This window comes from Pseudomonas sp. SJZ103, assembly GCF_007828335.1.
Lineage (GTDB): Bacteria > Pseudomonadota > Gammaproteobacteria > Pseudomonadales > Pseudomonadaceae > Aquipseudomonas.
The window spans coordinates 22,882-42,368 of the sequence record NZ_VIUN01000022.1 but is presented as its reverse complement, the minus strand read 5'-3'; the positions used below and the strand labels follow the sequence as shown (position 1 = coordinate 42,368).

The 19,487-nt window shown below is 57.5% G+C and carries 19 protein-coding genes and 4 tRNA genes; 8 read left to right on the top strand and 15 right to left on the bottom strand.

The features are described from left to right. Positions 1-135 precede the first annotated feature (135 nt). Positions 136-3,030 carry a ribonucleoside-diphosphate reductase subunit alpha gene (locus FBY10_RS29760; RefSeq protein ID WP_131697776.1) on the top strand — a complete coding sequence of 965 codons (2,895 nt, stop codon included), beginning with the start codon at positions 136-138 and terminating at the stop codon, positions 3,028-3,030. A gap of 109 nt (positions 3,031-3,139) precedes the next feature. On the opposite strand, the gene FBY10_RS29755 is transcribed toward FBY10_RS29760, so the two are convergent. The 7 genes from FBY10_RS29755 to FBY10_RS29725 all read right to left on the bottom strand — a co-directional run bounded on the left by FBY10_RS29755 (position 3,140) and on the right by FBY10_RS29725 (position 9,436). Further along, entirely contained in the window at positions 3,140-4,231 is a 1,092-nt protein-coding gene (locus FBY10_RS29755; protein WP_145338709.1) for a hypothetical protein, read from the bottom strand. A gap of 166 nt (positions 4,232-4,397) precedes the next feature. Next, the gene (gene flgE, locus FBY10_RS29750) at positions 4,398-5,711 is read right to left on the bottom strand and encodes a flagellar hook protein FlgE (RefSeq protein WP_131697778.1); all 1,314 of its coding nucleotides are present in this window, start codon (positions 5,709-5,711) and stop codon (positions 4,398-4,400) included. A gap of 31 nt (positions 5,712-5,742) precedes the next feature. After that, positions 5,743-6,468 carry a flagellar hook assembly protein FlgD gene (gene flgD, locus FBY10_RS29745; RefSeq protein WP_131697779.1) on the bottom strand — a complete coding sequence of 242 codons (726 nt, stop codon included), beginning with the start codon at positions 6,466-6,468 and terminating at the stop codon, positions 5,743-5,745. Between the two features lie 16 nt (positions 6,469-6,484). Further along, positions 6,485-6,928, bottom strand: coding sequence for a flagellar basal body rod protein FlgC (flgC, locus tag FBY10_RS29740; protein WP_024076985.1), 444 nt, complete (start codon positions 6,926-6,928; stop codon positions 6,485-6,487). Between the two features lie 3 nt (positions 6,929-6,931). Beyond that, a complete protein-coding gene (gene flgB / locus FBY10_RS29735; RefSeq protein ID WP_003175633.1) occupies positions 6,932-7,339 on the bottom strand; it encodes a flagellar basal body rod protein FlgB in 408 nt (135 codons plus the stop codon). A gap of 293 nt (positions 7,340-7,632) precedes the next feature. Further along, positions 7,633-8,460 carry a protein-glutamate O-methyltransferase CheR gene (gene cheR / locus FBY10_RS29730; protein WP_090400438.1) on the bottom strand — a complete coding sequence of 276 codons (828 nt, stop codon included), beginning with the start codon at positions 8,458-8,460 and terminating at the stop codon, positions 7,633-7,635. Between the two features lie 43 nt (positions 8,461-8,503). Further along, positions 8,504-9,436: a chemotaxis protein CheV gene (locus FBY10_RS29725; protein WP_032886773.1), complete on the bottom strand. Its 933-nt coding sequence runs from the start codon at positions 9,434-9,436 to the stop codon at positions 8,504-8,506. A gap of 91 nt (positions 9,437-9,527) precedes the next feature. Here FBY10_RS29725 and flgA point away from each other — a divergent pair, with 91 nt between their 5' ends. From flgA to FBY10_RS29705, 4 genes are all read left to right on the top strand, one after another. After that, the gene (flgA, locus tag FBY10_RS29720; RefSeq protein WP_145338711.1) at positions 9,528-10,292 is read left to right on the top strand and encodes a flagellar basal body P-ring formation chaperone FlgA; all 765 of its coding nucleotides are present in this window, start codon (positions 9,528-9,530) and stop codon (positions 10,290-10,292) included. Positions 10,293-10,433: 141 nt separating this feature from the next. After that, on the top strand, positions 10,434-10,757 hold the full coding sequence (flgM, locus tag FBY10_RS29715) for a flagellar biosynthesis anti-sigma factor FlgM (protein WP_131697781.1): 324 nt from the start codon (positions 10,434-10,436) through the stop codon (positions 10,755-10,757). A gap of 48 nt (positions 10,758-10,805) precedes the next feature. Next, positions 10,806-11,276: a flagella synthesis protein FlgN gene (locus FBY10_RS29710; RefSeq protein ID WP_027607781.1), complete on the top strand. Its 471-nt coding sequence runs from the start codon at positions 10,806-10,808 to the stop codon at positions 11,274-11,276. Positions 11,277-11,372: 96 nt separating this feature from the next. Beyond that, positions 11,373-12,122 (top strand): flagellar brake protein, encoded by a 750-nt coding sequence (locus FBY10_RS29705; protein ID WP_131697783.1) that lies wholly within the window; start codon positions 11,373-11,375, stop codon positions 12,120-12,122. A 57-nt stretch (positions 12,123-12,179) separates the two neighbouring features. On the opposite strand, the gene FBY10_RS29700 is transcribed toward FBY10_RS29705, so the two are convergent. Together FBY10_RS29700 and FBY10_RS29695 are read right to left on the bottom strand one after the other, a co-directional pair. Continuing rightward, positions 12,180-13,562 carry an MFS transporter gene (locus tag FBY10_RS29700; protein WP_131697784.1) on the bottom strand — a complete coding sequence of 461 codons (1,383 nt, stop codon included), beginning with the start codon at positions 13,560-13,562 and terminating at the stop codon, positions 12,180-12,182. Between the two features lie 287 nt (positions 13,563-13,849). After that, positions 13,850-13,926: transfer RNA gene (locus FBY10_RS29695), tRNA-Arg, on the bottom strand. Between the two features lie 326 nt (positions 13,927-14,252). On the opposite strand from FBY10_RS29695, the gene FBY10_RS29690 reads away from it, so the two are divergent. The 3 genes from FBY10_RS29690 to FBY10_RS29675 all read left to right on the top strand — a co-directional run bounded on the left by FBY10_RS29690 (position 14,253) and on the right by FBY10_RS29675 (position 15,394). Continuing rightward, the gene (locus FBY10_RS29690) at positions 14,253-14,483 is read left to right on the top strand and encodes a hypothetical protein (protein WP_145338712.1); all 231 of its coding nucleotides are present in this window, start codon (positions 14,253-14,255) and stop codon (positions 14,481-14,483) included. 11 nt (positions 14,484-14,494) lie between these two features. Beyond that, positions 14,495-14,674 carry a PA3371 family protein gene (locus tag FBY10_RS29685; protein WP_131697786.1) on the top strand — a complete coding sequence of 60 codons (180 nt, stop codon included), beginning with the start codon at positions 14,495-14,497 and terminating at the stop codon, positions 14,672-14,674. Positions 14,675-15,067: 393 nt separating this feature from the next. Beyond that, positions 15,068-15,394 carry an Arc family DNA-binding protein gene (locus FBY10_RS29675; protein ID WP_003175643.1) on the top strand — a complete coding sequence of 109 codons (327 nt, stop codon included), beginning with the start codon at positions 15,068-15,070 and terminating at the stop codon, positions 15,392-15,394. Between the two features lie 188 nt (positions 15,395-15,582). On the opposite strand, the gene mgtE is transcribed toward FBY10_RS29675, so the two are convergent. From mgtE to FBY10_RS29645, 6 genes are all read right to left on the bottom strand, one after another. Next, entirely contained in the window at positions 15,583-17,025 is a 1,443-nt protein-coding gene (gene mgtE / locus FBY10_RS29670; protein ID WP_065926188.1) for a magnesium transporter, read from the bottom strand. 340 nt (positions 17,026-17,365) lie between these two features. Further along, positions 17,366-17,442, bottom strand: a tRNA-Arg gene (locus FBY10_RS29665). A 72-nt stretch (positions 17,443-17,514) separates the two neighbouring features. Next, positions 17,515-17,591, bottom strand: a tRNA-Arg gene (locus tag FBY10_RS29660). A 108-nt stretch (positions 17,592-17,699) separates the two neighbouring features. After that, positions 17,700-17,790: transfer RNA gene (locus FBY10_RS29655), tRNA-Ser, on the bottom strand. A 62-nt stretch (positions 17,791-17,852) separates the two neighbouring features. After that, positions 17,853-18,041, bottom strand: a complete 189-nt coding sequence (gene csrA, locus FBY10_RS29650; RefSeq protein ID WP_003175645.1) for a carbon storage regulator CsrA — start codon at positions 18,039-18,041, stop codon at positions 17,853-17,855. A gap of 174 nt (positions 18,042-18,215) precedes the next feature. Beyond that, entirely contained in the window at positions 18,216-19,457 is a 1,242-nt protein-coding gene (locus tag FBY10_RS29645; RefSeq protein WP_131697788.1) for an aspartate kinase, read from the bottom strand. Positions 19,458-19,487 lie beyond the last annotated feature (30 nt).

Here is a 19,487-nt window from a genome sequence, read left to right as displayed (position 1 = left end):
GCGGCGCGATCAGCTCCCTTCCTCCTGTCCCGAAGTTGTTATGCCAGGCCCAGGCCTGCTGTAAGTGCTTCAGGACGGAACGGTGGGCACCGTGATGGTGCCCAAATAAATATAGAAATGTGGAGACAACCCCCCATGCAAACCGACACAACTCGCGAGAACCCGCAAGGCTCCGTGCCGCAGGCCGCTGATTCGAATATGGATCTGTCCGCCACTGCACCTGGCCAATTGCGCGTGATCAAGCGTAACGGCACTGTCGTTCCTTACACCGATGACAAAATCACCGTCGCTATCACCAAAGCGTTTCTTGCAGTTGAAGGCGGCACCGCTGCTGCCTCGTCGCGCATCCACGACACCGTTGCCCGCCTGACCGAACAGGTCACCGCGACCTTCAAGCGTCGCATGCCGTCGGGCGGCACCATCCACATCGAAGAAATCCAGGACCAGGTCGAACTGGCCCTGATGCGTGCCGGCGAGCAGAAAGTGGCCCGCGACTACGTGATCTACCGCGATTCGCGCGCCAAGGAACGTGCCGTCCGCACCCCGGCCGAAGAAGCCGCCGTGCAAGCGCACCCCTCGATCCGCATCACCCTGGCCGACGGCAGCTTTGCCCCGTTGGACCTGGGCCGCCTGAACACCATCATCACCGAGGCCTGCGAAGGCCTGGAAGAAGTCGACGGTGACCTGATCCAGCGCGAAACCCTGAAGAACCTGTACGACGGCGTGGCCCTGACCGACGTCAACACCGCCCTGGTGATGACCGCCCGTACCCTGGTTGAACGCGAGCCGAACTACTCGTTCGTGACCGCGCGCCTGCTGATGGACACCCTGCGTGCCGAAGGTCTGGGCTTCCTGGGCGTGGCCGACAGCGCCACCCACCACGAAATGGCCGACCTGTACGCCAAGGCGCTGCCTGCCTATATCGCCAAGGGTATCGAATTCGAATTGCTGAACCCGGTCCTGGCCACCTTCGACCTGGAAAAACTCGGCAAGGCGATCAACCACGAGCGCGACCAGCAGTTCACCTACCTGGGCCTGCAAACCCTGTACGACCGTTACTTCATCCACAAGGACGGTATCCGCTTCGAACTGCCGCAAGTGTTCTTCATGCGCGTGGCCATGGGCCTGGCGATCGAAGAGAAGCACAAAGAAGACCGTGCGATCGAGTTCTACAACCTGCTGTCGTCCTTCGACTACATGTCGTCCACACCGACCCTGTTCAACGCCGGCACCCTGCGTCCACAGCTGTCGAGCTGCTACCTGACCACCGTGCCGGATGACCTGTCGGGCATCTACCACGCGATCCACGACAACGCCATGTTGTCCAAATTCGCCGGTGGCCTGGGCAACGACTGGACACCAGTGCGTGCACTGGGTTCGTACATCAAGGGCACCAACGGCAAGTCCCAGGGCGTTGTACCGTTCCTGAAAGTCGTGAACGACACCGCCGTAGCGGTCAACCAGGGCGGCAAGCGCAAAGGCGCAGTGTGTGCCTACCTGGAAACCTGGCACATGGACATTGAAGAGTTCATCGAGCTGCGCAAGAACACCGGTGATGACCGTCGTCGTACCCACGACATGAACACCGCCAACTGGATCCCTGACCTGTTCATGAAGCGCGTCTTCGATGACGGCAAGTGGACCCTGTTCTCGCCATCCGAAGTGCCGGACCTGCACGACCTGACCGGCAAGGCCTTCGAAGAGCGCTACGAGTACTACGAAGCCCTCACCGAGTACCCAGGCAAGGTCAAGCTGTTCAAGACCATCCAGGCCAAAGACCTGTGGCGCAAGATGCTGTCCATGCTGTTCGAAACCGGCCACCCATGGCTGACCTTCAAGGACCCATGCAACCTGCGCAGCCCGCAGCAGCACGTGGGCGTGGTCCACAGCTCGAACCTGTGCACCGAGATCACCTTGAACACCAACAAGGACGAGATCGCCGTTTGCAACCTGGGCTCGATCAACCTGCCGAACCACATCGTCAACGGCAAGCTGGACACCGCCAAGCTGGAGCGCACCGTCAACACCGCCGTACGCATGCTCGATAACGTTATCGACATCAACTACTACTCGGTGCCACAGGCGCAGAACTCCAACTTCAAGCACCGTCCGGTCGGCCTCGGCATCATGGGCTTCCAGGACGCGTTGTACCTGCAGCACATTCCTTACGGTTCGGATGCGGCGGTCGAGTTCGCCGACAAGTCCATGGAAGCGGTCAGCTACTACGCGATCCAGGCTTCCTGCGACCTGGCCGACGAGCGCGGCGCCTACGAGACGTTCCAGGGCTCGCTGTGGTCCAAGGGCATCCTGCCGCTGGATTCGCAACAGATCCTGATCGAGCAGCGTGGCCAGAAGTACATCGACGTTGACCTGAACGAATCCCTGGACTGGGCACCGGTACGTGCCCGTGTGCAGAAAGGCATTCGTAACTCCAACATCATGGCCATCGCACCGACCGCGACCATCGCCAACATCACTGGCGTATCGCAGTCGATCGAACCGACCTACCAGAACCTGTATGTGAAATCGAACCTGTCGGGCGAATTCACCGTGATCAACCCGTACCTGGTCCGCGACCTGAAAGCCCGCGGCCTGTGGGACTCGGTCATGATCAACGACCTGAAGTACTACGACGGTTCCGTGCAGCAGATCGAGCGCATCCCGCAGGAACTCAAAGAGCTCTACGCGACGGCGTTCGAAGTGGACACCAAGTGGATCGTCGACGCCGCCAGCCGACGCCAGAAGTGGATCGACCAGGCTCAGTCGCTGAACCTGTACATCGCCGGCGCATCGGGCAAGAAGCTCGACGTGACCTACCGCATGGCCTGGTACCGTGGCCTGAAAACCACTTACTACCTCCGTGCCCTGGCCGCGACCAGCACCGAGAAATCGACCATCAACACCGGTAAGCTGAACGCTGTTTCCAGCGGCAACCACGGTGATGATTCGGTGCTCGCCGCACCGGCCGGCCCGGCGCCAGTGCCAAAGGCCTGCGCGATCGACGAGCCGGATTGCGAAGCTTGCCAGTAAGCTGAGGCACTTTCAGGTTTAACTATCTGAAACAGCCAGCCCCCTGTAAGTCCAGGACTTCAACCAGGCTTACAGAGGGCTTTTTTTTGCAAAAAATCTCTCTTCTTACTTACGCATATCCCCGCTTAAAGCCCCAGGCAATCAAATTGGGATCAGTGCGTGTATCGCGGAATCTCGTACCCCATCGATCCTCACTACGGCCCATTACCGCCACCGAATGTGTCGAGTTGTCCAAGGTACCGGGCCTGCCACTGGCCAATTCAGAAGGACTGACTCTCTCAACAAGATTTTTATAGCCCAACCGATCAAAAGTCTCCTTAGCCCACTCCCCATCATTGATGCTGTCAATGGCTTCGCTGAAACTTCTCCCGGAAACCCCATCGTTACGCTGGTTCATTGCCTGAACGTTGTTCACGGCCAACATAAGATTCATAAACCCAAGCAACTTGGGATCCTGTCCCCATAGTTGAGCCTTTGCTGCTGACTCACGGTACTGCGCTTGTGTAACCCTGACATGCTTGCCGTCTTTGAGGGTTACATCATAATTGCCCGCCGAATCGCGCTTGATATCTTTAAACACACCCGCCGGCCCATACTGCGCAATCATCGCCTTACAGGCCGAGATAGCCCCGCAATTGCCTGCTTGCCCCTGATAAGCACCGGAAAAAAGATCTTTCGGCATTTCACCAGGTTTGTAGCTACCCGGCTCGAAATTGGTTTGATGAGTTCCCGCCGTGACCGGCAAGTTACCCATCCTCTCTCCTAACGCTAAGCCCCCACGGTCTACCCCCCCGCCCTCGTAGCGACCGCGTCCACCACCGCCACCACCTGAACCACCGACACCTCCCCCGCGGCCTGCCTGCGATTCAGCATCAGTAGATACGTCATCTGGAAACAGCTCAGGAAACAGTGCCTTCATAAACTCAAGCCAACTGTTAGGCGCGTCTTTCTTTAGCTGCTCAATAATCTCCTTGAACTTCTCCTCCCCCAACTTCTTACGCAAATCATTCAGCTTGTCACGCAAGTCTTGAACAGTTTGGTTCTTGGAGGTTTTCTGAGCCTCCTCCAGTTCCTTGAGTAGTGTTAAAACGGCGTCCTTATCTTTAGTTATGCTGTCTTGGGTTTCCTCGGTGCGCGGTGCACCCGTTCCACCATGCCAATACACCTGATCCCTGTTGCCCGATATCAATCCGCCCCACATAGCCGTCGCCCTTTACAGACCTATGGCCCAATGGGTGGAGCAAAAGGTGTAGGCAGTTCCATCAAAACGTGTGACTTCTTGAGCAGGCAGCCCTTCCAAAAAATCAATGCAAAAAAAAACCCCTCGGCCGAGGGGTTCTTTCTTTTTGGGGGTCAGACCAACAGCATCAGGTCATCTGAATGATGGTCTGCATGATGGTGCTCTGGGTGGAGATGGTCTTGGCGTTCGCCTGGTAGTTGCTCTGGGCCTTGATCAGGTCCACCAGCTCGTTGGTCAGATTGACGTTGGAGTTCTCCAGGGAGTTGGCCACGATCGAACCCAGGGTACCGGATTGCGGGGTATCGTAACCTGGCTGGCCCGAGGCGAAGGTCTCTCTCCAGGTGGTGCCGCCGGCTGGCTGCAGGCCCTGCTCGTTGTTGAAGCTGGCCAGGGAGATCTGGCCGATGGCCTTGCTCTGCTGGTTGCTGAACGTGGCGAACATTACGCCATTGCCATCGATTTTCAGGCCGGTGATCTGGCCGGTGGCGTAGCCATCGGTGATCGGAGGGTTACGGTAGCTGGCCGAGTTGTGCTGGGTGATGTTGGCCATGTTGATGGCGATTCCCGCTGGGTTCGCCGTCGCACCGTTTGCCGTCCAAACACCATCGGTCACTGTACCGGGGACCCAGCCGGTAATGGTCAGGGTGTTATTGGCCACACCGCCCGTCGTGACACTGGTGAGCGTGCCCGAACCGTCAAAGGCCAGCGTCGACGGTACCGGTGGGGTGGCCGGGGTGCCGCCCGTCGGCGGCGAACCGTCTGGGTTACGGCCATCAATCAGGGTGTAGGCGTTCCACTTGTTGCCGTCTGTTTTCACCAGGTATTGCACCATCGGGTGTGCGTTGCCTTGGGCATCGTACAAGGTGGTGCTGTACTGGGTGGTGAAGGTACTGGTGTCCGTCGGGTCGAATGGCTTGAGCGTCTGGTTGATCACCGGTTCCGAGGAGTTCAGGTTACTGGTGGAGTCCACCTTGGTAGACGCCTTCGGCGGCAGGTTCGACAGGTTCAATTGCAGGTCGGTCAGACCGCCCTTGATGATTTTGCCCTCATCGTCCGCCGCGTAGCCTTGCAAGCGCGAGGTACCGGTATTGTTAGTGATATAGCCGTCTTTATCGGCACGGAAAGCACCGCTGCGGGTGTACTCCAGCGAGCCGTCGCTACCTTTCTGCACGAAGAAGCCGCCGCCCTGGATCGCCATGTCCAGGATGCCGCCACTGCCGTTGACGTCGCCCTGGGTGAACTGTTGGGACACCGCTGCCAGGTTCACACCGTTGCCGATGCTGTTCTGGCCGGTGCCCAGTTTGGACGCGGCGTAGATATCCGCGAATTCCGCACGGGACGACTTGAAGCCAGTGGTCGCGACGTTGGCGATGTTGTTGCCGGTCACGTCCAGTTGTTTGTTGGCCGCATAGAGGCCGCTAAGGCCGATGTTAAAAGACATGTTTCTCTCCCTCTGCCGTATTTAGCCGGCTCTATGTACCGATAGTCTGAATTTGCGACAGCTTGACGCTGCCCATGCCACCTGCAAGGTTCAGCAGCATTTCGCCGCCGGTCTTGCTCAACGTCACGCTGGTCACCGTTGCCGGCAACGAAGTCGCCATGGCCACCGATTCGCCCTTGTCGTTCTTGGTCGTCGCCGCAAAGGTGTAGGTGCCGGCTGGGGCGACCTCACCGTTGTCGCTCTTGCCATCCCAGATGAAGTCGGAGTTACCCGCACTCTGGGCACCCATATCTATGGTGCGGACCACATTGCCGTCTTTGTCAGTGATCTTGATGGCAACGTTGCCCGTCGCCGCAGTCACCGCCACCGAACCGGTCATGCTCTTGCTCGTGTCCACCAAGGCCTTGTTGGTCTGGGTGATGATCGAACGACCTACCAGAGACGACGCCTGCAGCGCTTGCGACGAACTGAAATTACTGGAGATCGCATTCACCGAGTCGTTCAGGGTGTTGATGCCTTCCAGGCTGCTGAATTGCGCCAGCTGAGCCACGAACGCGCCGTTGTCCTGAGGCGACAGCGGGTCCTGGTTTTTCAGTTGGGTCACCAGCAGTTGCAGGAACGCGTCCTTGCCCAGGGACTGGCTGCCCGTCGCGGTCTTGGTAGCGTCGGCGACGGTGGTGTTGTCTGTAGCGGTCTTGACCTTGGAGTTAAAAAGGTCCTGGACTGCCGAATTGGTCGTGGTATCAACGATGGCCATTATTTGGCGCCCCTTATCACTGACCCAGGGTCAGGACCTTCTGCATCATGGTTTTGGCGGTGTTCATCATTTCCGCGTTGGTCTGGAACGAGCGGCTGGCGGAAATCATGTCTGCCATTTCCTCGACCACGTTGACGTTGGGGTAATAGACATAACCCTTTTCGTTCGCGGCAGGATGGTTCGGCTCGTAACGGGCCTCGAGGTTGCTCTGGTCTTCGACCACACCGAGCACCTGCACGCCCTGGCCGGCGGCATCCTGGTTCTGGAACAGCGAATCGCTGCCACCGCTCTGGCCGCCCTGGAACATGGTGGCGAACACCGGGTGACGGGCGCGGTAGGTCTGGTCGATGCTCGAAGACACGGTCTCGGCGTTGGCGATGTTACTGGCGACGGTGTTCAAGCGCGTGGTCTGCGCGCTCATGCCACTGCCGGCAATATTGAAAACACTGGACAGGGACATGGCTTACTCTCCACGCAGGGCTGACATCAGCCCTTTGAATTTACTGTTGAGCAGGGTAAAGCTGGCCTGAAAGTTCACCGAGTTCTCGGCGTAGGCCGATTGCTCCAGCTGGGCGTCGACGGTGTTCTGGTCGATCGACGGCTGCATCGGCGTGCGATACAGCAGCGACTCGTCCCCACTGCTCAGGCCTTGCGCTTCGATATGACGGCTATTGGTCATGTTCAAGGCGAAGGTGCCGTTCTTGGTCTTGTCCTGCTGTGCGGCGAGCACGGCGGAGAAGTCCAGGTCCCGAGCCTTGTAGTTCGGGGTGTCGGCGTTGGCAATGTTGTTGGCCAGGACTTCGGCACGCTGGGCGCGGAAGCCCAGGGCTTGTTCGTGGATACCGAGCGCTTTATCGAAGCTGATGCTCATGGCGGAAACCTTTAGGCTGACCTGCTGTTCGTTAACAGGGTTATAGCAAGGCGCATGCCAATATCTGAAAACACAGTAAATCAAGGGGTTGCGCGGAGCTTGCCGGGCGGCAATGCCAGAAAAGCGGCAATGGGCTTCCGCGTGGCGCCAGTAAAGCGGCAATGGGGTTTGCCGCTTTCTTCAACTTTGTCGCAGAAACAAATGTGGGAGGGGGCTTGCCCCGATAGCGGTTGATCAGTTGATGTCTCTATCACTGATACACCGCTATCGGGGGCAAGCCCCCTCCCACATTATCATTTGGCCTGGTAGATGATCCCAGGGCTGCACTGCACCATCTGGAAATGATCCGGCAGGCCATTGAGCGCCTCGGATGCACCGAGGAATAGATAACCGCCACGCTTGAGGGTGCCGTGGATGCGCAACAGGATGTCTTTCTTCACCTCGGCCGAGAAGTAGATCAGCACGTTGCGGCAGAACACCATGTCGAACTTGCCCAGGCTGGCGTAGCTGTCGAGCAGGTTGAACGAGCGAAACTCCACGCGACTCTTGATCGGCGCTTTGACCGCCCATCGCCCCGCCCCTTTCGGGTCGAAGTAACGTTGCAGGCGTTCCTGGGACAAACCACGGCCCAGGGCCAGGCTGTCGTACTCGCCGGTCTTGCAGTTGGTGAGCATGGTGCCTGACAGGTCGGTGGCGACGATTTGCGCCCCGGCTTTAAGCTGGCCCATGTTGGTCCGCTCGAACTCATCGATGGACATCGAAATCGAGTACGGTTCCTGTCCTGAGGAGCAGGCGGCCGACCAGATACGCAGGCGCTGGCCCGGGCTGGCCTTGATGGCCTCCGGCAGCACTTTGCTCTTGAGCACTTCAAAGGGGTAGGTGTCGCGAAACCACAGGGTTTCGTTGGTGGTCATGGCATCGACCACCATCTCCTTGAGCCCACTGCGCGGCTGCCCCTGGATCCGTTGAACCAACTCGCCCAGGGACTTGATGCCCTGCTGCTCCATCAGTTTGTTAAGACGGCTGGATACCAGGTATTGCTTGTTTTCACCGAGCAATATGCCACAGGCTTTTTCCAGGAAGACCCGGAACTGTTCAAAATCCAAATTACCCGTAGACACTGATACCGCCTCTAAAATCGTATGACCGCCAGGGGACAAACCCCTAGCTGTGATCTGCTGCCTTGATCCGGTCGACTACCCGGGATGCCAGGTCATCAGGACGGAATTTGGCCAGGAAGTCATCGGCACCGACTTTCTTGACCATCGCCTGATTGAATACGCCCGACAACGAAGTATGCAGGATGATGTGCAGCTTTTGCATGCGTGGATCGCTGCGTATCTCAGCCGTAAGGGTGTAACCGTCCATTTCCGGCATCTCGATGTCAGAGATCATCATCAAGAATTCTTCTTCCGGCTTCTTGCCCTCGTCCACCAGCTTGCGCAGGTAATCCAGCGCCTGGCGACCATCATTGAGCGCCACAACCTCCACGCCGACGGTTTGCAGGCAGCGGGTCACCTGTTTGCGCGCCACTGAGGAGTCATCCACCGTGAGCACACGCAGCGAGACGGCCTTGTGCGCCGTTTCGGCGTCCACCACACCCACGGAAATCGATTCCGAGGTGGGTGCGACTTCGGCGAGGATCTTCTCCACGTCGATGATTTCCACCAACTGGTTATCAACCCGCGTTACCGCCGTGAGGTAGTGATCGCGGCCAGTGCCCTTGGGCGGCGGATGGATCTCTTCCCAGTTCATATTGACGATGCGTTCCACCGAGCGCACCAGGAAACCCTGGGTCTTGGTGTTGTACTCGGTAATGATCACGAATGGGTTCTCGCGATCCTGCAGGCCAGCCGAACCGGTGGCCAGGGCCAGGTCAAGAATCGGGATAGTCGCACCACGAATATTCGCCACACCGCACACCACCGGACTGGACTTGGGCATGATCGTCAGCTTGGGACATTGCAGCACTTCCCGCACCTTAAATACGTTGATGCCATACAGCTGCTTGCCATCCAGACGAAAAAGCAGCAACTCCAGGCGATTCTGCCCTACCAGCTGTGTGCGCTGGTTTACTGAATCCATTACTCCTGCCATGCCATGACTCCTACGCTAAAACTTTTGGCTATACCTACAAGGGCGGCGCGCCCCCAACACTAAACGGCACGAGCTTTGCTATTTGTTGAATATGGACATTAAAACGACAGTTTCCCGACGCCCTCACCTGACATGGTTTTGCAGATTGCTCTGCGCACCGTTGGCGCTGCTCGCCTTCAGCCTGGCCACCACGGCCCGTGCAGAGAACGTCACCTTGCCTGATCTACTTATCGGCGTCACTCAAGGCTTTCTTGAGTTCACTGTAGAAGATTATCTGGCGACCACACAGACGCCGGGGCGTTATGAAATCCAGGTCAACCAGTTGGACCCGCGCCTGCGCATGCCCATGTGCGACAAGGAATTGACAGCGACCCTGGAAAGCCCCGCCCAACCGATCGGGCGCGTGACGGTAAAGGTACGCTGCGAAGGCGCCTCGCCCTGGACGGTGTTCGTGCCGGCCCAGGTCAAATTGTTCCGTGATGTGGTGGTGGTTGCTCGCCCGCTGAAACGCACGGGCATCATCGCTTTCGAGGACGTTGCACTGCGTGAACGCGACATCAGCCAGATCAGCCAGGGTTACCTGACATCCCTGGACCAGGCCATCGGACAGAAATTGACCCGACCAGTGGTCACCGATCAGGTCATTACCCTGGTGCATCTGGAACAGGCCGAGGTCATCCGCAAGGGCGATCAGGTGGTGATTTCCGCGAGCAGCGGCGGATTGAATGTGAAAATGCCGGGCGAGGCACTGTCCAACGGCGGCATGAGCGAACAGATTCGAGTCAAGAACCTCAACTCCAACCGCGTGATCAAAGCGCGGGTGACAGCCCCAGGGCAAGTCGAGGTCGCTTTATAGATCACTGGTACAGGACGCTGGGTTTTCCTACACTGTGAACGAGATATCCCGTGCGGAGATTTATTGTCATTCGCGCCTAAAGTTTGTCCGGGTATTGCCGAAAACATGGCAAGCGTCCAAATACCCAGAGGTTTTTTTATCATGGTCATCGATTTCAGCCGTTTGAATAACGCCCCGACTACGTCAGGCACTACGCGCACCACCAGCCCCAAGGACAGCGTAGAAGCCAAGGCCCCGGCGCTGCCCGCCAAGGCAGAACAGGCCAGTGCCAGCCAAAGCGGGGAATCCGTACACCTGAGCAATGAGGCTCAACAGTTGCAGAAGGTCACTGACTCGCTGCGCGATCAACCGGTAGTCAATAAAGCCCGCGTGGCCGAATTGAAGCAGGCGATCGCCGATGGCAGCTATAAAGTCGACAGCAACCGTGTAGCCAGCAAGCTGCTTAACTTCGAAGCCGAGCGCTAGGCAAAGGCCTGCGCAGGGCTTTTGGACGCTTAAAACCCAAGGCCAGCCATGCATCACGACGAACATTTGCTTCAACTGATCATTGATGATCTAGCGCCGACGCAGCAATTGCTCGAGCTGCTCAAAGAAGAATCACTGGCCCTCTATGGCCGGGACATGCCGTTGCTGGAAGAAATTCTGGCGCGCAAGCAGTCATTGATCGTCCTGCTGGAACAGCACGGCAAAAAACGCAGCCAGATCCTCATCAGCCTCGGCCTGCCAGCAGACCACGACGGCCTGGCGCAGCTGGCCAGCCACTCCTCGGTCGGCGATCAACTGCTGGCCCAGAGCAAAGAACTCAACCAATTGCTCGCCCAGTGCCAGGAAGCCAACCTGCTTAATGGTCAGTCGATCCAGCTTCAGCAAGCTACGACCGCCAACCAGTTGCGTATACTCCACGGCGGAGAGCCTCCGGCACTCTATAACGCCCAGGGCTCCACCTCGCGCCTGGTCAAGCCAAGCACCCGCAGCCAAGCCTGACACCGGTTTACAGCGCGCCCTATCCAAGGCCCGCCACATGCTGGCAAAATGCCGGTTCTTGCGTGTAGTCGTATTTTGTCTGGAGATGGAAGAACCGTGTTCAACGCCCTTAATGCGGAAGATGCCCCGCAGCCACCCAAGGTCCTCACCACGCCTCTGGAAATCGCCGGCACCTTGCGGATGCTGCAAGACAGCCATGACCCGCTGATCATCACTTTCCACGAACGCAGCCAGCGCTTCCAGAGCTACCTGGTGGACGTCAACCGCGACAGCAACATGCTGGCGCTGGACGAAATGATCCCCCGCGACGGCGAGCGCCACCTCGAAAACGGCGAACCCTTTCGCATCGAAGGCTTCCATGATGGCGTACGCGTCGCCTGGGAAAGCAATGGCACCCTGACCATCGGCGAAAAAGGCGGCCACCGTATCTATACCGGCAGCCTGCCGGACGAGGTGGTCTACCATCAGCGCCGCAACGCGTTCCGCGCCGCACTGAAGCTGGCTCAACTGGTGAATATCGAGCTGGGCGGCGAGAAACTTCAACTGCCGGTCAACGGCAAACTGCTGGATATTTCCGCCACCGGCTGCAAATTGCGTTTTGAAGGTGATATTTCCGAGCGCCTGCAACTGGGCCAGGTTTACGACCGCTTTATCGCAGCCCTGTCGTTTGGCAGCATGACCACCGCCGTCGAACTGCGATACCTGCACTTCGAAGAAAGGATCAACACGACCTTTGCCGGCGTGCGCTTCCACAACATGAGTGGTTTGGTGCAACGCCAGGTCGAGCGCTTTGTGTACCAACTGCAGCGTGAAGCACGACGGTTCGACAAAGACGACGATTTTTGATCTTTAACGATCACAGAAAAAACGGGCAGACCCTTTGGGATCTACCCGTTTTTGCTTTCAGGGGCGCGCCCTGCTCAATTCGTGGGGATGCTCATCCGGCCCCAGGGGCTCGGGTGGCCCTTCGAAAGCGGGCTCATCCGTCGGCGGCTCTGGATCGACCTGCGGCTCGGGATCGGGGACAGTTTGCATCTGCTCCTGCACCACCTGCTCGTCGACCCGCGGGTCCAGCGCAGCCACCAGCGGTGAACTCGACATACTGTCAGGCATTGCCACGTGATGCAGGGGGGCATCTTCCACCTGGTGCAGATTGGTCACCGCCTTAGGCCGGATTCGCCACACCAGGATCAGCGCGCACAGACTGAAAAATGCGTACAGCATCTGGCTGCCGAACAGCTTCATCACCACACCCGCCAGCAACGGCCCGACACTGGCGCCGATACCGTAGGTAACCAGTAGCATGGCCGTCAGCGATACCCGACGATCCCCTTCCACATGGTCGTTGGAAAACGCCACCGCCAATGGATACAGGCAAAACTGTACGAGGGAACACAGGAAGCCCGCCACAAACAGCACTTCCAGCGGCACTTGGGTCATGATTGCCAACGGCAGTGCCGCCACCGCCAGGCACAAGGCGAAGCAGCGGATCAGCAGCGCGCGGTCATAACGATCCGACAACCAGCCCAGCGGCCACTGCACCAGCAACCCGGCAAAAATGCAGCTACCCATGAACAGGCCCACCTGTTCGGTGCTCAACCCCTGCTGGGAGGCATACAGCGGCGCCAGACCGTAGAACGAACCGACGATCAACCCCGCCCCCAACACCGTACTCAGCGACTGCGGCACACGCTTGATAAAGAAGCGCGGCTCCATCGGCGCAGGATGCAAGGCTGCCGGGTGAATGCGCCGAGTCATGGCCACCGGCACCAGGCACAGGGCGAAGCACAGCGCCACCAGCATCAGCAGCTCAAGGCCAAGCTGGGGATGCATTACCAGTATCAACTGGCCCAATACCAGCCCCAGGTAGGAGGCGATCATATAACCGCTGAACACCACGCCACGCTGTTTGGCATCTGCCTGCTCATTGAGCCAGCTCTCGATGACCATGTACTGGCACATCATTCCCAGACCCACGATTATCCGCAGCACAATCCAGGCCGGCAGCCAATCGATCAGGCCATGGCCCAACACCGCCGCACCGACAATCCCTGCACAGGTGGCATAGGCACGGATATGCCCTACCCGGGCAATCAGGCGATGCCCGATCTTGCCGCCCAGTACCAGGCCAAAGTAGTTGGCCGCCATCAGCGCACCCACCCATAGACTGTCGACATGGTCGGCCGCCAGGCGCAAGGCCAGGTAGGTACTGAGCAGGCCGGAGCCAATCAGCATCATCAAGGAGGCGAAATAAAGGGCTCGAAAAGATTTCCAGATCTGGCGCATCGGCGTTCCGAGCGGCTCCTTGCGGTGAGAGACAGGGCTATCGGCATGATAGTCCGGGGTGACCGGGTCCGGACAGGCAACATGCGCTGTTTCCGGGGATTATTTTGCTTAACAGCTCAGACGCTGTCGGATGGCGCGCAAGGTACATCGTTGCAACAAATACATCACAGCACCTGCTGTGAACCTTGATCGGCGGCAAGGTTCGACCCGCGAGCAAAAAGATCGAGTACGCACAAAAAAGCCCCGCCAGGAGGTTCTGTGCGAGGCTTTCTTACGGGCTTCGAATCTGGTGTCCCAGGGCAGGTTCGAACTGCCAACCTTCCCCTTAGGAGGGGGATGCTCTATCCAATTGAGCTACTGAGACAAATGACAGCCATCAGGCCAAGGGGACTGCGACAGACGGCGTGCATGTTAACGGCCGAAGTGGGTTTTGTCATGTCGTCCGTGGGCTTTTTGAGTGTAGGCCGAGCCTTACCGGAGCGATCGCGGTTTCGCCCCGCAAATACGGGCACTTGGCCTGATCGTGCAAAATGCAACCCTCCAAAATGCCAGCATTGCAAATTGCAATCACCCGCCCCATCAAATCAAACTCAAACCATTGATTTAATTGGATTAATACATTGGCACGACACCTGCAACAGTTCTCCTGCAAGCCCCATCCAGCCAAGGCATTAAACGGAGAACATGACCATGAACAGTGCCCTTCTGTTAGCTCTCAACACCGTCGCCCTGGCTGCACTGGTGATGTTCCACTTTCAATCGACTGGCAGCAACGACCCCGCTCAGATCAGCCAGCAGGCAGTCCCCCACCACTTGCAACAACGCCCGCAACTGGCCGTGATGACACCGAACGCACAAGCACCAATACGCCTGACTCAAGGCACCCAGGCCGAGCCTGCACCTGAACACTGGGTTTTCTAAGGACACTGATCATGAGCAAATTTGCCTGGCTGTTTCTGTGCCTGACCATCGCCACTGGCATTCTGGGCCTGAGTGCAAGCTCTCAGGAGGGGCAAACCAGCGCATTCGTTACTGCCGGTGTTTTCGCAAGCCTGCTTCTGCTGACGCTTGTCATGGGTCGCCGAATCAAATTTGACCCGGTTGTACGCTGACCCCTCCCTTCTCTGCTCTCCCCCTACCTTATGTCGCTTCGTCCTAGTAAATCGGCAAATTGCCACTAGTCTTAAAATGAAGGGCAAAAGGCCACTTTGCTATAGGATGTGCGGCCTCAAACCCTGTGTTGGCCTGGACTTAAGGGAAGTTCCCTCGTGGAATCACTCGTGGAAAAGTTTTCCAACCAGTCCGCAAAAATGCAAATGAGTGCTGGCATAAAGCCTTCAGGCAGTTCAATATTTGTCACAGAATTGACGCCAAGGAACTGGCAAATCTGAGGCATGATGCGGCCTCTTTGCAATTCGGGTTGAACTTTGGTCGTGAGTCTTGTCTTAACACTCATCTTGCGGCCAATTCCAATAACCGCTCCCCTGAACTAACCGGTTAAATATATGCGCCCATTGAAACAGGCAATTTATTCCAGCCGTACGGCTGACAAGTTCGTCGTACGTCTGCCAGACGGAATGCGGGAACGCATTGCCGAGGTGGCTCGCAATCATCACCGCAGCATGAACTCCGAAATCATCGCGCGCCTGGAGCAGAGCCTTATTCAGGAAGGTGCGTTGGGTGACGAGCTGAGCATGCGTCTGGACAGCCCCGAGCTGTCGTTGCACGAACGCGAACTGCTGCAGCGTTTTCGTCAGCTCTCCCACCGCCAGCAAAATGCCCTTGTCTCGCTTATCGCGCACGACGTCGAGGCGGCCGCAGAAGCCAATTGATCTGCAACTGAAAGCCGAAGCCAGCCATGTGCTGGCTTTTTTTTGCCTGGAATTTATAGAGGGCCCGAGATGTTTATCACGTAGCAGCTGGCGAGCCCTGGTGTGGCTGCGTTTGCAGCCTGCCTGACACACCGAAGCCTCGCCAGGGCTCGCCAGCTGCTACGCAGAGGGAGCCCGCGCAAGACACATCAGAGTAAGAAGATCGTCGCCAAACCGAGGAAGATGAAGAAGCCGCCACTGTCGGTCATGGCCGTAATCATCACGCTGGCGCCCATGGCTGGATCGCGCCCGAGGCGTGCCAGGGTCATGGGGATCAACACGCCCATCAAGGCAGCCAGTAACAGGTTGAGAGTCATGGCGGCGGTCATGACCACACCCAGGGACCAACTGCCGTACAGCAAGTAGGCCACCACGCCAATCACCCCACCCCACACCAGCCCATTGATCAGGCCCACTGCCAACTCTTTGCGCAGCAAGCGCGAAGAGTTAGCGGTACTGACCTGGTCCAGCGCCATGGCGCGCACGATCATGGTGATGGTCTGATTACCCGAGTTACCACCAATGCCAGCCACAATCGGCATCAACGCCGCCAAGGCCACCAGCTTTTCGATGGAACCCTCGAACAGCCCGATCACGCGGGAGGCGATAAACGCGGTAATCAGGTTAACGGCCAGCCAGGCCCAACGGTTATGCAGGGAACGCCAGACTGACGCAAAAATATCTTCCTCTTCACGCAAACCTGCCATGTTGAGGACTTCGGTTTCACTCTCTTCACGAATCAAGTCGACGATTTCGTCGATGGTCAGACGGCCGATCAGCTTGCCGTTCTTGTCGACCACCGGGGCAGAGATCAAGTCGTAACGCTCAAAGGCCTGCGCTGCGTCGTAGGCATCTTCATCCGGGTGAAAGCTCACGGTATCGCTGGCCATCAGGTCAGCAACTTTTTTCTCCGGATCGTTTACCAACAGGCGCTTGATCGGCAGCACGCCCTTGAGAATGCCTTCATAGTCGACCACGAACAGTTTGTCGGTATGACTCGGCAGCTCTTTCAGCCGGCGCAGGTAACGCAAGACCACTTCCAGGCTGACGTCTTCGCGGATGGTGACCATCTCGAAGTCCATCAGCGCACCGACCTGATCCTCGTCATAGGACAACGCGGAGCGCACGCGCTCACGCTGCTGGCCGTCGAGGGCCTCCATCAATTCATGGACAACATCACGCGGCAACTCTGGAGCCAGGTCGGCCAGTTCGTCAGCATCCATCTCCCTGGCGGCCGCCAGGAGCTCGTGATCGTCCATGTCGGCGATCAGGGTTTCACGGACCGAGTCGGATACTTCGAGCAGGATGTCGCCGTCACGGTCAGCCTTGACCAACTGCCACAAGGTCAGTCGATCATCCAGCGGCAAGGCCTCGAGAATGTAGGCAACGTCGGCGGAGTGCAGGTCATCGAGTTTGCGTTGCAACTCGACGAGGTTTTGCCGGTGGACCAGGTTCTCGACGAGGTCGTTATTCGGACCATCCTGGCGGTGCGTGAAATCTTCGACCACACGCTGGCGCTGCAGCAGCTCGATGACTTGAGCCAGGCGATCCTGCAGGCTTTCTTGAGTTTTCTTTACTTCTACTTCGGTCATAGGCGAACTCCACTCCCAGCAGCGGGGCACGCCGGAAGGATCAATCAGTCAATTCATGATTGGTAAAACGGGGTACTGAGTAACTACTGGGTAAGTCCATGGAGGTATTCCACAAGCCCCGGCGGGGCTGACGGGCGCAATGATACACCGTGCGTCCGTTTTTAACGTCAAAAAACTGGAAAGAACAAGCGCTTGCGAGCCAAAGTTGAGTATTGGCCGCACCTATTCAACTGCGACGCCATCACCTGAATGGAAAACACATGAAGGAGGAGAAAAAGATAAAAATCCACACAAGCCCCAGACGGCAAAAAGCCCGCACTAGGCGGGCTTTTTGTTTGTATGGTGCACTCGACAGGATTCGAACCTGTGACCGCTCGGTTCGTAGCCGAGTACTCTATCCAGCTGAGCTACGAGTGCATATTGTGTTTTTAGACCAGATCACAACTGGTTGAAGCCGAGCTACCTGCATTGCTGCAACTAACTCTTAAATGGTGCACTCGACAGGATTCGAACCTGTGACCGCTCGGTTCGTAGCCGAGTACTCTATCCAGCTGAGCTACGAGTGCATTTGTTGCCGCGCATTATAGGCCGTTCAATCTCTATGTAAAGCTATTTTTTCGTTTAATTTCAACAACTTAGCGAAAAAACCAGATTGCAACGTACTAAGCAAATAATGGCGGAGAACGGGGGATTCGAACCCCCGACACCCTTTTGAGGTGTACTCCCTTAGCAGGGGAGCGCCTTCGGCCACTCGGCCAGCTCTCCGCAACACGGGGCGTATATTAACCACGTTCATCCCCGTTTGCAAACATAAAAAACGATAAAAATTAAAGGCTTGGTTCTTCGTCCTTCTCTTTCTTGATACGCAGGTAGATTTCCTCGCGGTGGACCGCTACCTCTTTCGGAGCATTCACCCCAATACGTACTTGATTGCCTTTGACGCCGAGCACGGTCACGGTGATTTCGCCATCACCGATAATCAGGCTTTCTGCGCACCGACGAGTCAGAATCAGCATACCTTTCTCCTCACGCATTTCATTTCAGGAACAACAGTCTGCAAAAAAAAGGCGTTCGACCTACGACTCGATAGCCATAGCCCTAACGGCCTAAGTATTGTCGAACGCACGCAAAAGACCATGCGCCCTACAAAAAATGAAAGGCGCGGTAAACCGCGCCTTCCTGGCATTGCCTCACTCGCCCTGTCGGGCCGGGGCATCCAGCTCAAAAGCGGTATGCAGCGCGCGTACAGCCAGCTCCAGGTACTTCTCTTCGATCACCACCGAGACTTTGATTTCCGAGGTGGAGATCATCTGGATATTGATGCTTTCCTTGGCCAAAGCACCGAACATACGGCTGGCAACGCCGGCATGGGAACGCATGCCCACACCTACAATCGAAACCTTGGCAATCTTGGTATCGCCGACCACTTCACGGGCGCCAATTTCGCTCGCGGTGTTCTCCAGGATTTTCAATGCCGCATCGTACTCGTTGCGGTGCACGGTGAAGGTGAAATCGGTGGTGTTATCGTGCGAAACGTTCTGCACGATCATGTCGACTTCTACATTCGCATCGCTGATAGGGCCCAGAATCTTGAAGGCCACGCCGGGGGTGTCTGGCACGCCACGGATCGTCAGCTTGGCTTCATCGCGATTGAAAGCGATGCCGGAAATGATCGGCTGTTCCATGGATTCCTCTTCATCAATAGTAATGAGGGTGCCCGGACCCTCTTTGAAGCTGTGCAATACGCGCAGCGGAACGTTGTACTTGCCGGCGAACTCCACCGCGCGGATCTGCAACACCTTGGAACCGAGGCTGGCCATTTCCAGCATCTCTTCAAAGGTGATCTTGTCCAGACGCTGGGCCACGGACACCACACGCGGGTCGGTGGTGTAGACGCCGTCCACATCAGTGTAGATCTGGCATTCATCAGCCTTGAGGGCCGCCGCCAGGGCCACGCCGGTGGTATCCGAACCGCCACGCCCGAGGGTGGTGATGTTGCCGTGCTCGTCAACACCCTGGAAGCCCGCTACAACTACCACGCGACCGGCTTTCAGATCACTGCGAATTTTCTGATCGTCAATCTGCAGGATCCGCGCCTTGGTATGTGCGCTGTCGGTGAGAATGCGCACCTGGCTGCCAGTGTAGGACACCGCCGGCACACCACGCTTGTTCAGCGCCATGGCCAGCAAGGCGATGGTCACCTGCTCACCGGTAGACACGATCACATCCAGCTCACGCGGCAGCGGCTGTTGGTCGCCACTGATTGCCTTGGCCAGTTCGATCAGGCGATTGGTCTCGCCGCTCATGGCCGACAGCACCACGACCAGGTCATCACCGGCATCGCGGAATTTCTTAACCTTGTCGGCCACCTGCTCGATTCTTTCGACAGAACCAACCGAGGTGCCTCCAAATTTCTGTACGATCAAAGCCATTTCCAAGCCGCCTCAGCCCGTAAAGGGGCG